The organism is Pseudomonas sp. WS 5071, assembly GCF_012985765.1.
Taxonomy (GTDB): domain Bacteria; phylum Pseudomonadota; class Gammaproteobacteria; order Pseudomonadales; family Pseudomonadaceae; genus Aquipseudomonas; species Aquipseudomonas lundensis_A.
Map to the genome: position 1 here is coordinate 1 of NZ_JAAQWY010000012.1, position 13762 is coordinate 13762.

Sequence of the window (13762 nt, forward strand, 5' to 3'; positions counted from 1 at the left end):
GAGCACGAGGTCGGAAGCCTCGCGTTTGAATTCAGCAGAAAAGGAACGGCGTTGTTTGGTCATCTGACACCTCGATCTGGCGAGCATTCTCGCCTAAATGGGTGTCCGGTTTCATTAGACCACTACAGGGTGCGTTGCAGATACACAATCAAGGCCTTACTAAAATCCTGGAAAGTGAAGGGGAGTGGCCCCTTAGGCGGGGCGGGATAGCCTGTCTTCTCGAGGGCTTGCCGATGCGTTTCGAAGGTAAGAGCATGTTGGTTATCCCGTTGTGGTAACCAACTTCCGACGTCCCACACCGATGACGCCCACGATGTTGAAATTGGCAACGACTGAAAAATCGCTTGTTCCTGTGTAATAAAGCCCTCGATGCTCTGCCTTGCCCTAGACAGCGTCATCTGCGGCATCCTCCGTGTGCTGCCGGCAGCGCTCGATGGTAGCGCTTACCGCCAGGATGGTTGTCTGATGCTGGGCGAGGGGCCGGTTGTGAATGAGGTCACCGGCTTGTTCTGCCATATCAATGAACCGTTGGGCTTCTCGTTGCAACGCCTCTTTCACCTGCTCATGGCGGCCGTCAGCAAAGGGATGAAACTTCTTGCAGGTGTAGCAGGCATACACGGGATTGTAGGGGCAGTGCGTATGAACTGGCAGGGCACAGGCACCGATGTCCCCGATGTACTGCGTATCGATGACGCCGCGGATGGCTCTTTCTGCGACTGTATTTCGACGCTGGACGATTTCCCCGGTTAATAAACTGCGCATGATGCGCTGATAGGAAGGGCTCTTTCCGAGCGCTTTCTCTTTGATCCGGGCAATGTTGGGGGTTGCTGTGACATAGGCACGTGCCGCGACCGTGCTGTTGTGACCGAGCAGTTCGGCAATCATGCCTGCTGGAGTTCCCTGGTCCGCCAAACCTTGTCCGAGGTGATGACGCAGTAACATGGTTACCTGGTTCGGTTTGTCTATCCCGGCTTCGCGCAGCTCCTGTTTAAGGCCTGCACAGATTTTGGTTACCGAGAGGCGCCTTCCTTTGGAATTGACAAATAATGGTTCGCATTTGCTGCCAAAACGGCGTTGAATTTCCGAAACATGGCGGGAAATTTTTTCACCCAACCGCGTGGTTACTTTGCGGGGTCGTCGCTCAGGTCGGCGTTGACCAACCTTTTTTGCCATGGGGAGCCACAAAGTGTAGTACTTCTCAAGATTAGTGCTTTCAATGAGTTCAAAATCCGCAATATCAAGGGAATGGAACTGAATAGCTCGCGGTCCGAGTTCAAAACCCATGAGAAGCATCAAATTTAACTGGGCGTCCTCCCAAAGATCTGTTGGAGGTGCTCGTTCAATACGCTTGAGCAACCGAACTTCCTCATCAAGGTCAAAACCAGACTGCGAAAGAAAAATTCGCGCATATGGATCCACCCGGGCTGACTTTGTATCTTTTATTGTAAGGTAAGTATTTAGATCAAAACCTTTAATACCTCTATCAACCGCCCAACGATAAAATCTACGAAACCCTACAAGATCGTGTCTTGATTTTTTTAAGTCCTCAAGAACGGCTATTAGAAGGATTTTATCCCAAGGAAGTCCATTTGCTAGTTTAGTCCTAGATAAAACCTGAAGGGAATTTGCAAACATATGCGCTGTTCTTGGTGCATATTTTTCAAGCGCATAAGCCATAAAATTTTTGCTAATTGCCATGAGTTCAGAGTTAAATCGAAGATCAGTCCAATCAATTTTCATTGCAAGACCGCCGTCGTACCACGTCCAGACGCTCAATCGGGTATCGACGTACCTTGGCTGGTCATTAGTGCGAGTTCGAATAGCAACCTGAGCCGGGCCCTCAAATACGTAAGCCGGTAAAGAGGAGGAGGGTGAAGCCTGTTCTTGATCGGCTGATTTGGTCACGATGAACCTCCTTAACTGTCAAGTCGGCTCCAGGCTGCCGAGGCGCGCTGGGCGTTATGGCGGTTGGCCGACTCGGCTAGATAACGACTTGCATAACGGCGTGGCATCGCCGACGTATCAGACCAGCCGCAGACTCGTCGGAGTTCGTCCGTGGCGCGCTCGAGGTCATGCCCACGCTTCTCGACCAGGTAAGCCAAGAAACGGTCGGCGAAGGTGTGGCGAAAGTCATGCGCAGAAAGTGTAGGCAACAACCCCGGATGAGCCAGTTCAATGGTCAGAAACAGCCGATCGAGGACGTTAGACAACGCGCGAATCGACAGCGGGCGACCTCGGTCAGAGATGAACAAATAGCGGTACAGCAATTTCATTGGTCTGCCGTTACGTATGGGGCGCCGATCGCTCTGGATATAGCGCTCGTAGACCTCATACAACTGTGCGGAGATACCTACGGTCCGTCCGTGGGTTTTCAGCGCAGGCTCTTCAGCGCGCGGGTCACCTGGGTCATGTTCGCGATCATTGACGCTGACATAGGCATGATGTGAACCCTGATTGATATCCGTGGTGTAGAGCTTCAGAAGCTCACCGCGACGGATACCGGTCTCCAACAGCAATTCAATCATTAGCCAGTTGCGCAACTGCAATCGTTCTGGAAACGGATTTTCCGTAGTGCCCGGGCGAATCAGCGTGCGAATGATCTGGAGTTGCGTATCTGTCAGGCTGCGGTAACGAGTGCGGTCCGGCTGTGCATTGATGATATGGCTCTCAAAGCGCCGTTCAATGACATCGGCAACGTCTGCAAATACAGCCTCGATGTTTGCTAGGGAGGTTGAGTTTTGACGAGCACGCGGGATGTAACGGGTGACACACCAGGACAAGTATTGCTTCAGCAATCGTAGGTACTGGTCACGAGTACGCGGATCGATCTGCGGAAAAGGTGCCGTCGCAGCTGTGCCGATTCGGGCGATCAGATTATCGGCGTGACGGCCGCTTTGGAGCCAGATGGCGTAACCATCTAGCAAAGCCAAAATCGCCTCAAAGTGGCAGGCCAAGATGGCCTCATCGATATCCAGATCTCTGGTATTGGCATAGGTATAGAAAGCCTGGATCGCGCGCAGATGTGCCGCCGCAGTGTTGTAAGCGCGGTATCTGAGCTTGAGTTGAACGTAGATGAACGGGACAAGCATGGGCAATGGCGCCGCATCTCCGGTCTGCACGAGCAGCGGTACACGCTGACCGGATGAGTAACGGCACTGAATCAGCTTCATCGGCAGCCACCTCATTCAATGTCTCACCATGAACACGAAGTACATGGCCCGTTGAGAGCGTGGACGTCAGAAGCAGGTTTGTCGAATCAGTAGCTTAGGCAGCTCATGAACATCTATGACATGACCTGTCGTTTAACATAATATACATTATGCGAACCTAAGTATTGGGGTGTCAGGGTCAGTGGAGGCTGCTTTTGAACAGGCAAATAAGTATTTCAGGTGCTGGAAACCAACGTTGGACTTTCGCCTGCCAATCCACTGCCGCTGGTTGCCCAATGATCAAGCTAATAAAATGGTCTTCTTCACGATGACACGCTGGCCGTTGAAAAATTTGCAGCCTACTAGATCGCAGTGCTTCAAACCTTCGATCAACCGTGCGACGCTTATAACCCTCAGACGTCCAGCTCAACTTTGGTCGTCGAAACCTTTCAATTACAAGGGTGAGTTACTCATGAAATACAGCCTGACATTCATGCATCCCAATGCCCATGATTCACGGGAATCTGATTTCTACACATTGGAAATCGATGCTCAGTCAGCACCTCAAAGCCTCAGTGATTTCAATGGAGGAACAGCTAAGGCTTACGCTGGTTACCAGACTTCCGATGATACGTTCATCATCAAAGCCGACCCGCACAATGACGATACTATCGAGCTATGGGGGCACAACACGCCGGTATGGAATGTTTGGCAAAACACGAGCAACCTGAATCTTGGCGGCAAAGTCACAGTTAACGAGTCCGGAAAACACTATTCATCCATAGAAGCAAAGATCACCAGGCGCAGCTGGTAGCCTTCATGCTTATATATGAAAGAATTTTCGCAGACGCGAAAGGTATAAGGAGCGTTTAGTTCTCCCTCGCCCGAGAAAACAACTTAAAAATATAACTAAACTAAATGTCTGTTTAGTTTAGTTATATATATGGCGGAGGAATTTACTGCCTCCTCCACCCTTACACACGCCACACAACGCAGCGCTCAATACGTCTAACCTAGCTATCCGCACGCCTCAAGAATGCGAAGATCCATCGTTGGTCAATTGCTTTGGTCCCGCGATCAGCCAGGCCAGTAACCCCAGCAACGGGACGAAAATCAATACTGCAACCCACATGCAACGGCTGTTCACGTTGGCACCGCTCTTGAGGACGCTCTTGATTGCCCACAACTCCAACAGGAGAACGACGACTGCCAATGCCACCCAGATGTATTCAATTTGCATGCTTAACCTCCCAAGTTGTTGTGCATTAGGCGGCTGATGCGCATGAGGGTTCATTAAATTCACGTTGAGCGTGTGCTCACAGGATGAAGCGATCTGTGGCGTTACGGCGCTCGTTGTCATCACGCATGTCGTAACTGACGGTGGTTGCGATGTTGGCGTGGTGCGCCAGTTTTTGTGCAATGGATACGTCGTACTCCTCAATCACACGGGTAATGAAGGAGCGACGGAAGTCGTGGGGCATGATGTTGACCCCTACTTGCTTGCCGCGCTGTTTGGCAATGTAGTAGATCGCGTGCTTGGTAATGCGCTCGCGGGTGATGTGGTTGCCGCGACGAATGCGGTTGAACAGGAAGTCGTCGTCACTTACGCCTTCCGGCAAATGTGCGCGACGAAACGCCAACCATGCTTCGAGTTTTTCAAACGCCCAGGCCGGTGCGAATTTGATCAACTCCTTGTTACCTTTGCCCATCACTTGCAAGCTGCGCTCGGCCACATTGATCTGGCTCAGGTCCATGTTCACGGACTCTGATTTGCGCATCCCGGAGCCGTACAAAATGGCAATGATCGCTGCATCGCGTAACCCTTGCGGGCGCGGATCGGCAGCACAAACGTCCATCAACTCGCGAATCAACGTACGGCGCAAGTTACGCCCTTTACTCAGGCGTGTGCCCCCGCCCGCCTTCACTGCCCGGATTTTCAGCAGATGATCCTGTGTGATCAGGCTTTGTTGCCACGCCTGATTCATCACCCCGCGGATAGCATTGACGTACAGCGAAGAAGTGTTTGGCGCATAACCATCGGCGCGCAGCGCAGCAACGAGCGCGGTGATATGCCCAGGCTGCAAATGGTGCCAGGGGAACTCGTCAATGGTGACGTCTTCAACACCCAAACGGTCCGCCGCATCTTGCAACACATAGCGCATGGTTTGCCGGCTGGACGGTGCCAGGCGCTCAAGGTAGAGCACCACGGGTGCTTGAACATCATGTAGAGGGCTAACGTTAACCAACGGTGTTACGGGTTCGGAAGTCGACAAAACCAATCTCGATACGGTTTGAAACAAGCCCGCAATATACCGCATCGACAGCGTTTTTCTGACCCGGTGTCTCGCCGATTAAAATCCCCGCGCCAACAGGGTTGCCACACCCAGCAGCAGGATGGCAGTGACTCTCTGTACGATGCGCTGGCGTTCCGGGCTTCGCAGGACTTGACGAATACGCTGTCCGAAATAGCAATACAGGCACCCGCTGGCGAATTGCAGCAACAAGAAGGCTAACCCGAGTGCGGCCACGTCGAGCACCCGAATTTCGCCCCCCTGCCCTGCAAATTGCGGAAATACTGCACTGAACATGACGATGGTTTTCGGATTCGAAAAGCCGGTCAGCAGGCCTTTGCCGAAACGGTCCGCAAACCCGCTGGCCAATGGTGCATGCGCGTCGTGCAGTGAAACCCCGTGACTGGTCCATTGCCGATACGCCAGATACAGCAAATAAGCGACGCCGATGTATTGAATCGCACGCGTTATTAACACATTGCCCTTAACCAGTTCTGCAAACCCCACGGCGAAAATCAACATCGACACCAGATACGCGGCACTCGCGCCCAACTGTACTGGCATAGAGCGCTTGAGCCCCTCCTGCATGCCAAACCCCATCAACAACAGGGTCATGGGGCCGGGGCTGAACGTCATGGTCGCGCAAAAAACCAAAAAATAGGCAAACGAAGTCAAGGTCAATTGAGTAGCCATACAGCGTTTTTCACCCTTAAACACATTGCCCGAACGTGTGCGGGCGGTCAGGCAGTGTGTGCAATCGCCAGCGCTGAGGACAGGTAAAGCCGAGGCAAACATTACCGGTCTTTACTGGTAGCATGACCGGCTAAGTTCGAGGCCGTTATGTCCATTTCCCGTATCGAATTCCAACCCGGCACTTCCAAAGTGCAGCAAATTGTTAGCGCACTGACCCAGGCCATCGATGAAGGATTGCTAAGCCCCGGTAGCAAGTTGCCATCTGTGCGCGAAATGACACTCGTGTTGGGCGTCAGCAAATTCACCCTGATCGAGGCGCTGGATCGCCTGCGCGGACAAGCACGCATCACCTCCAGCCAGGGCCTAGGGTATTTTGTAGCATCCAGGCCGATGACCGCCGCCACGGCGCCTGTTGACCTGTTACCCAACGATCTGACCAGCGTCCTGCGACGCTCACTGATCGGCGCCAGCGCAGCCTTGCGACCCGGCGGCGGGCACTTGCCTGAACAATGGCTTGAGGCCAGCACGCTGCGCGCCAGTCTGCGCGCCGTCAGCCGCTCCCCGCTGCTGCGGTTAACAGGTTACGGCGACCTCGCGGGTTATCTGCCACTGCGCCAGGCGTTGCAGCGAAAGCTGGCAGCACAGGGGCTGGACGTTGCGCTTGAACAGATCATCACCACCAGTAATACGGTGCAGGCGCTCGACATGGTGTTGCGCTTGCGCCTGCGGCCGGGTGATACCGTGTTGTTGGACACGCCCTGCTACTTCAACTTCCACGCCAATCTGGCGTTACACGGGGTTCGTGTTGTCACACTGGAACGCACGGCTCAGGGGTTGGATGTGCAGGCACTGGAAGCGCTGCTGGGGACACACCGACCAAGCGTCTACCTGACCACCAGCGTATTGCAAAACCCCACCGGCCATTCGTTTACACCCGCTCAGGCTTACGAACTGCTGGAACTGACCAAACGTTACAACTGCCACATCATCGAGGATGATCTGTATGGCGATTTGCATCCCGAGCCGCCGCCGCGCTTGTCGACATTGGCGGGGTTAGACCACGTGACATACCTCAGCGGTTTCTCCAAAACCCTCAGCGCCAATCTACGAGTCAGTTTCGTTGTGACCTCACCGCAAATGGCTGCCAACCTCACGCACATGAAGTTGATGTGTGGCGGTATTACCTGCGAAATGGTGGAACAGACGCTGTATTCGATGCTCGCCGATGGCAGTTACCACAAACACCGAAAGCGGGTTGTGCACCGGCTAATGAGCGCCGGTGCACGGGTTGCAGCAGGGTTGCAACAGGTCGGAATGAGCCTGAGTGTGCCCTACACGGGCGGGCTGTTTATCTGGGCCACGTTGCCGCCAGGTCTGGATGCCGAAAGGCTCGCCCAGGCCGGGCTCAAGCAAGACTTGGTACTCGCCCCAGGAACGCTGTTCGGCTATGGGCCGCAGCTGACACGCTGCCTGCGCTTCAACGTGGCCCATACCGACGACCCGCAGGTCATGACCGCCGTGCATTCGGTGCTATTCACCGCAGCTTGAGCGGATCGACCAGCCCTGCAGCGATCGCCATGCCCACCAGATCAGGTAAATGGTGCGCCTGCATGCGCTTCATCACCCGCGACCGATACAGATCGATGGTCTTGACGCTCACAGCCAGCAGCTCGGCTATTTCGCGGGTCGTATAGCCCTTGACCAACGGCATCAACACATCACGCTCCCTGGGGGTCAGGCTGTTCAGGCGCGCTTGCACCTCGCTCAGCTCCTGGCTGGCGACCTGTTGCGGGGTACGGGCATTCAACGCTTGCTGCACGCTATCGAGTAGCAACTGCTCGTTGTAGGGTTTCTCGATGAAATCATGGGCACCTGCCTTGAACGCACGTACCACAATCGGCACGTCAGCATGCCCGCTGACAAAAATCACTGGCATCGTGATGCCGCGCTCCCTGAGGGCTTGCTGCACATGCAGTCCGCCCATGGACGGCATGCGCACATCCAGCAACACGCACGCGTTCAGGCTCGGGTCACAGGCCTGCAAAAACGCGTGTCCACTGGTGAATGGCAGCGCGTGCAGGCCGACCGATTCCAGCAACCAGACGGTTGAATCGAGCATGCCCTGATCGTCATCGACCACATACACCCTGGGCTGCATTGAAGTTGTCATTGCTCAGTCACTCTCTTGTTTTTGTTCGGGTGGCTGGGCCGCCCCCATCAACGGTAAGTTACAACACATCAACAGGCCGTGAGGTTGCGGATGCGCTTCAAGCTCCCCACCCAAGCCCTCGATGATACTGCGGCTCATGGACAAGCCCAGGCCAAGGCCGTCGGCCTTGCTGGTGTAAAACGGGGTAAATAAGTGCTGCAACTGCGCCTCACTGACCCCCGGCCCCTGATCAAGCACGCTGATTTGCAAACGTAAGGCCCCTAAAGGTTGTGCCTGCAAGCGGATGCACGAAGGCTCTGTGGGACGACGCTCGCCATTGGCGTCGATGGCATTACGCAGCAGGTTGAGCAGCACTTGCTCCAGCAGAACCTGGTCGGCATACACCCGCGGCAAATCAGCCGGTATTTCTTGCTCAATCGTCACCTTGCGGGCGCTGGCTTCCCAGGCACACAAGCTGACAGCCCGGCGCATCACCTCACTGACATCCAGTGCCTGCACGTTACGTCGACCTTTACGCAAAAAACTGCGCAAGCGCTTAATCACTTCGCAAGCATGGTTGGCATGCAGGGTGATGCGCTCCAGCCCTTGCGCAACCCGTTCAGCGGCTTGCGGATTACTGTTCAACGCGTGCAAATAACGCTGACTGGCACTCGCATAATTGACCACGGCGGCCAACGGCTGATTGATCTCGTGGGCGATGCCGGACGCCAACTCGCCCAGTGTCACCAAGCGTGCCGTATGCGCCATTTCTTCTTGGTGCTGACGCTGCTGGGCTTCGCGCAACTCACGCTCGCGCATGTCACGCGCCACCAATGAAAAGAAGCGCTCCCCGGCAGTTGAGCGGTGCGCCAGTAACAGCAGCGATACCGGCACGGAAGGGTCGTCATTCAAAGGCAGCAAACGCGTTTCAGTGCTCCACAGGCCCTCCTGCTCAGCGCGGCTCCAACCCATAGCATCGAGCTGCAACACATCTTGCCGACTCAAGAATGCACTCAGCGCAGGCATCCCGGCCGAGGGCGCCAGCCCCAAAATTCGGCGTGCCGCCGGGTTGAGGTAGGACACCCCGCCCTGCGGGTCGATGAACAGCACAGGGTCCGGATTGGCCTCAACCACCTCGGCCAGGCGTCGCTTGTTCTCTTCGGCCTGAACCCTGGCGGTGATATCACGGGACACGCTGACGACTTCCACCACCGCACCGGTATAGGTTTCACGAATGGCCCGGCTCGCGGTTTCAAACCACAGGTAATGCCCGCCCTGATGGCGAATGCGGTAGGTCATGGTGTAGTAACCGTCTGCGTGCAAAGCATCCCGTGCCTGATGAATCACGTCCGACAAATCGTCAGGGTGAAACAGGCGTTGCGCCCGGGTCCCGCGCAGGACTTCGGGCCAATAACCAAGCAGCGTCCACGAGGCTGGCGAGGCATCCAGAAAGCGCCCGTCGGGGGTATGACGCGAAATCAGGTCGGTGGTGTTTTCAGTGATCAACCGGTACAAGCGCCTTGCTTTGGCGGCCTCCCGTTCGGCCATCCATTCCTGACTGGCCTCCCGACCACGCGCCAGCACACAGTGGCTGGCCATGTCCGGAATCAGCGTCCACAGCCATACGTGTTCCTGGCATTGGGCTTCCACGTGTTCAATCGCCCGCTGCTGTTGCAGGCACGCGCGCACCAGCTCGGGCAGATTATTGGGCAGCCAGGCGCGTACCTGCTCCCGTGGCGCACCCGCCAGCAAGGCGTCCAGCGCCGGGTTGACGGTGAGCGGCGAGCCCTCTGCGTCGAGGATCACAGAAGGTTGCGGATCATGCAGCATGAGCGACACAGGCATAGGATTCCCTGAACACCATCTATATAGAATAACTACTATATTGCTTAGGTATTACTTCCATATCAAACCCGGAGTGGGCTATAAATCGTGCCGGACATCAAACTGACCCACTCGCCACTGGCAGAGCGGGCAGCCATAGAGCTAACAATCAGCCACCGGAATGACCCATATGTCGATTTTTGAGCAAGGCCTCGGGCCTGCCGCTGTCAATCATACTGCCCTCTCCCCGCTCGGCTTCATCGAACGCACTGCCAGCGTCTACCCCCACTACCCTGCCGTGATCCATGGTTCGATTCGTCGTACCTGGTCGCAGACGTACAGCCGTTGCCGACGTCTGGCCTGTGCATTGGCCGGGCGCGGTATTGGCAAGAACGATACCGTGGCCGTGATGCTGCCCAATATTCCGGCGATGCTGGAAGCCCACTTTGCCGTGCCCATGATCGGCGCCGTGCTCAATGCACTGAATGTACGCCTTGACGCGGAAGCCATCGCCTTCATGCTGGCCCATGGCGAAGCCAAGGTACTGATCGCCGACCGGGAATTCCATGACGTGGTGCATGCCGCTGTGGCCATGCTCGATCACCCGCCGCTGGTCATTGATGTCGATGACCCGGAATACGGCGAGGGCCAGCCGGTCAGCGCGCTGGATTACGAAGCGCTGCTGGCTGAGGGCGACCCGGATTACGCCTGGCAATGGCCCGACAACGAATGGGACGCCATCGCCCTCAATTACACTTCCGGCACCACTGGCAATCCCAAGGGCGTGGTGTATCACCATCGCGGCGCGTATTTGAGCTCGCTGGGCAACCAGATGATCTGGGCTATGGGCAACCACCCCGTGTATTTGTGGACCTTGCCGATGTTCCATTGCAACGGTTGGTGCTACCCGTGGGTCATTACGGCTTTGGCGGGCGTGCATGTGTTCCTGCGCCGGGTGGACCCGCAAAAAATCCTCACCCTGATTCGCGAGCACCAAGTTACCCACCTCAGCGGCGCCCCCATTGTGCTCAATGCATTGGTGAACATGCCGGAATCGGCCAAGGCGGCTATCGATCACCCCGTGCACGCGTTGGTGGCCGGTGCGGCGCCGCCTGCCAAAGTGATCGGCGCCGTCGAAGAAATGGGCATCAAAGTCACCCACGTGTACGGCCTGACTGAAGTCTATGGGCCGGTGACCATCTGCGCCTGGCATGACACGTGGGATGAACAGCCCCTGGCAGAGCGTGCCCAAATCAAGTCGCGCCAGGGGGTGCGTTACCCGACCCTCGAAGGGCTGATGGTGGCCGACCCGAAAACCCTCGAGCCAACACCGCGCGATGGCGAAACGATGGGCGAGATTTTCATGCGCGGCAACACCGTCATGAAGGGCTACCTGAAAAACCCCAGCGCCACAGCCGAAGCCTTTGAGGGTGGCTGGTTCCATACCGGCGACCTGGCGGTGTGCCACCCGGACGGCTATGTTGAAATCCGGGACCGCTTGAAGGACATCATTATTTCCGGGGGTGAAAACATCTCCACCATCGAAGTCGAGGGCGTGTTGTATCGCCACCCCGGCGTGATGGAAGCTGCCGTGGTGGCGCGCCCGGATGAGAAATGGGGGGAAACCCCGTGTGCATTTATCACCCTCAAGGCCGATCATGACCATGTGCGCGAAGCGGACATTATGGGCTTTTGCCGTGAACACCTGGCGGGGTTCAAGGTGCCGCGTACCGTCATCTTCACCCTGTTGCCGAAGACGTCCACGGGTAAAGTCCAGAAGTACGTGCTGCGTGACATGGCCAAAGCCCTTTAGTCAGGCGCAGATCGCTTCCATTCCATGAGCTGCAACGAGGTTTCGTGATGCCTGAATTCAATGCTCCACTGCGCGACATGCGCTTTGTACTGCACGAAGTGTTTGACGCCCCTGCCCTATGGGCACGTTTGCCTGCGCTGGCTGACCACGTCGATGCCGACACGGCGGACGCGATTCTTGAAGAAGCCGCCAAAGTCACCGGCCAATTGATCGCGCCGCTCAATCGCAGCGGCGATGAAGAAGGCGCCCAATGGCACGCTGGCAACGTCACCACACCGAGCGGATTCAAAGCCGCCTACAGCATGTACATAGAAGGTGGCTGGGTGGGGTTGTCCGGCAACCCGGAATATGGCGGCCTGGGCATGCCAAAAATGCTCGCCGTACAATTTGAAGAAATGCTCTACGCCGCCAACTCCAGCTTTGCGCTGTACTCGGCGCTCAGCGCCGGCGCGTGCCTGGCCATTGACGCCCATGCCACTCAATCCCTGAAAAACATCTACCTGCCGCCGATGTACGAAGGCCGCTGGGCGGGCTCCATGTGCCTGACCGAGGCCCATGCCGGTACTGACTTAGGCATCATCCGTACCCGCGCCGAGCCACAACCCGACGGCAGCTTCCTCATCAGCGGCAGCAAGATCTTCATCACCGGCGGCGATCAGGACCTGACCGAAAACATCGTGCACCTGGTGCTGGCCAAGCTGCCGGACGCGCCCCCGGGCCCCAAGGGAATCTCGTTATTCCTGGTGCCCAAAATACGGGTCAATGACGATGGCAGCCTCGGGGATGCTAACGCCGTCACTTGCGGCTCGATCGAACACAAGATGGGCATCAAAGCCTCTTCCACCTGCGTGATGAACTTCGATGGCGCAACGGGCTGGTTGATCGGTGAGGCCAACAAAGGCCTGGCCGCGATGTTCACCATGATGAATTACGAGCGCCTGTCGATAGGCATTCAAGGCATCGGCTGTGCCGAAACGTCTTATCAGAATGCCCGCACTTACGCCCGTGAGCGCCTGCAAAGTCGCGCTCCCACTGGCAAAACGGCGCCTGACAAAGTGGCCGACCCGATTATCGTCCACCCGGACGTACGGCGCATGCTGCTGAGCATGAAGGCCATGACCGAGGGCGGCCGGGCTTTTGCCAGCTATGTAGGTCAGCAACTGGACCTGTCCAAGTTTTCGGATGACCCACAGGAACAGGAGCAAGCCAGCACATTGGTGGCGTTACTCACCCCCGTCGCCAAAGCGTTTTTCACGGACACCGGGCTCGACAGCTGCGTACTCGGCCAGCAAGTGTTCGGCGGTCACGGCTATATCCGTGAATGGGGACAGGAACAGTTAGTGCGTGATGTGCGAATTGCACAAATTTATGAAGGCACCAACGGCATTCAGGCGCTGGATTTGCTCGGGCGCAAAGTGGTCGCCAACGGCGGTGCAGCCTTGCGGTTGTTCACTGGCCAGATTCGACAGTTCGCCAGCCAGCCCGGCAAGCCTTATGGCCCCGAACTGACCGACGCGGTGCAGCGCCTTGAAGACGTGACCGATTGGCTTCTGACTCGGGCCGCGAGTAACCCCAACGAAATCGGGGCGGCGTCGGTGGAGTATCTGCACCTGTTCGGTTATGTGGCCTACGCCTGGCTGTGGGCGCGCATGGCCGACGTGGCCCAAACGTCCATGGACGCTGATCCACCGTTCTACCGTGCCAAAAAGGCAACCGCACGGTTTTACTTCACCCGCTTGCTGCCGCGCATCTTAAGCCTGGAGCAATCGATACGCGCGGGAAGCGAACCTCTGTTTGAGCTAGACGCTGCCAGTTTCTGACCCAAAAAAACGGCGGCCTGTTC

The 13762-nt window shown here is 56.5% G+C and carries 11 protein-coding genes; 4 read left to right on the plus strand and 7 right to left on the minus strand.

The window, feature by feature from the left end; genetic code table 11:
• Window positions 1–384: 384 nt before the first annotated feature.
• Window positions 385–1905 (minus strand): tyrosine-type recombinase/integrase, encoded by a 1521-nt coding sequence (locus HBN61_RS09485; protein WP_170046602.1) that lies wholly within the window; start codon window positions 1903–1905, stop codon window positions 385–387.
• 11 nt (window positions 1906–1916) lie between these two features.
• A complete protein-coding gene (locus HBN61_RS09490) occupies window positions 1917–3170 on the minus strand; it encodes a tyrosine-type recombinase/integrase (protein WP_170046603.1) in 1254 nt (417 codons plus the stop codon).
• Window positions 3171–3405: 235 nt separating this feature from the next.
• On the opposite strand from HBN61_RS09490, the gene HBN61_RS09495 reads away from it, so the two are divergent.
• Window positions 3406–3963, plus strand: a complete 558-nt coding sequence (locus HBN61_RS09495; RefSeq protein WP_170046604.1) for a hypothetical protein — start codon at window positions 3406–3408, stop codon at window positions 3961–3963.
• A 216-nt stretch (window positions 3964–4179) separates the two neighbouring features.
• Here HBN61_RS09495 and HBN61_RS09500 read toward each other — a convergent pair whose 3' ends face one another.
• The 3 genes from HBN61_RS09500 to HBN61_RS09510 form a co-directional block, all read right to left on the minus strand.
• A complete protein-coding gene (locus tag HBN61_RS09500) occupies window positions 4180–4389 on the minus strand; it encodes a PLD nuclease N-terminal domain-containing protein (RefSeq protein ID WP_169962852.1) in 210 nt (69 codons plus the stop codon).
• Window positions 4390–4465: 76 nt separating this feature from the next.
• Complete coding sequence (locus HBN61_RS09505; protein WP_094993581.1) at window positions 4466–5422, minus strand: site-specific integrase; 957 nt, start codon at window positions 5420–5422, stop codon at window positions 4466–4468.
• 78 nt (window positions 5423–5500) lie between these two features.
• A complete protein-coding gene (locus HBN61_RS09510; protein WP_170046605.1) occupies window positions 5501–6133 on the minus strand; it encodes a LysE family translocator in 633 nt (210 codons plus the stop codon).
• A gap of 147 nt (window positions 6134–6280) precedes the next feature.
• On the opposite strand from HBN61_RS09510, the gene HBN61_RS09515 reads away from it, so the two are divergent.
• Entirely contained in the window at window positions 6281–7681 is a 1401-nt protein-coding gene (locus tag HBN61_RS09515; RefSeq protein WP_170046606.1) for an aminotransferase-like domain-containing protein, read from the plus strand.
• Here HBN61_RS09515 and HBN61_RS09520 read toward each other — a convergent pair.
• Together HBN61_RS09520 and HBN61_RS09525 are read right to left on the minus strand one after the other, a co-directional pair.
• On the minus strand, window positions 7668–8291 hold the full coding sequence (locus HBN61_RS09520) for a response regulator transcription factor (protein WP_524539069.1): 624 nt from the start codon (window positions 8289–8291) through the stop codon (window positions 7668–7670). The genes HBN61_RS09515 and HBN61_RS09520 overlap by 14 nt on opposite strands.
• 15 nt (window positions 8292–8306) lie before the next feature.
• Window positions 8307–10127, minus strand: a complete 1821-nt coding sequence (locus HBN61_RS09525) for a PAS domain-containing sensor histidine kinase (protein WP_170046608.1) — start codon at window positions 10125–10127, stop codon at window positions 8307–8309.
• A 169-nt stretch (window positions 10128–10296) separates the two neighbouring features.
• On the opposite strand from HBN61_RS09525, the gene HBN61_RS09530 reads away from it, so the two are divergent.
• Window positions 10297–11919 (plus strand): acyl-CoA synthetase, encoded by a 1623-nt coding sequence (locus tag HBN61_RS09530; RefSeq protein WP_170046609.1) that lies wholly within the window; start codon window positions 10297–10299, stop codon window positions 11917–11919.
• A gap of 47 nt (window positions 11920–11966) precedes the next feature.
• On the plus strand, window positions 11967–13739 hold the full coding sequence (locus tag HBN61_RS09535) for an acyl-CoA dehydrogenase C-terminal domain-containing protein (RefSeq protein WP_170046610.1): 1773 nt from the start codon (window positions 11967–11969) through the stop codon (window positions 13737–13739).
• Window positions 13740–13762: the final 23 nt, after the last annotated feature.

Excerpts from the sequence above, each read along its gene's own strand:
- HBN61_RS09490 (WP_170046603.1), bottom strand. The coding sequence starts at position 3,170 with ATGAAGCTGATTCAGTGCCGTTACTCATCCGGTCAGCGTGTACCGCTG.
- HBN61_RS09500 (WP_169962852.1), bottom strand. The coding sequence starts at position 4,389 with ATGCAAATTGAATACATCTGGGTGGCATTGGCAGTCGTCGTTCTCCTG.
- HBN61_RS09510 (WP_170046605.1), bottom strand. The coding sequence starts at position 6,133 with ATGGCTACTCAATTGACCTTGACTTCGTTTGCCTATTTTTTGGTTTTT.
- HBN61_RS09515 (WP_170046606.1), top strand. The coding sequence starts at position 6,281 with ATGTCCATTTCCCGTATCGAATTCCAACCCGGCACTTCCAAAGTGCAG.
- HBN61_RS09520 (WP_524539069.1), bottom strand. The coding sequence starts at position 8,291 with ATGCAGCCCAGGGTGTATGTGGTCGATGACGATCAGGGCATGCTCGAT.
- HBN61_RS09525 (WP_170046608.1), bottom strand. The coding sequence starts at position 10,127 with ATGCCTGTGTCGCTCATGCTGCATGATCCGCAACCTTCTGTGATCCTC.
- HBN61_RS09530 (WP_170046609.1), top strand. The coding sequence starts at position 10,297 with ATGTCGATTTTTGAGCAAGGCCTCGGGCCTGCCGCTGTCAATCATACT.
- HBN61_RS09535 (WP_170046610.1), top strand. The coding sequence starts at position 11,967 with ATGCCTGAATTCAATGCTCCACTGCGCGACATGCGCTTTGTACTGCAC.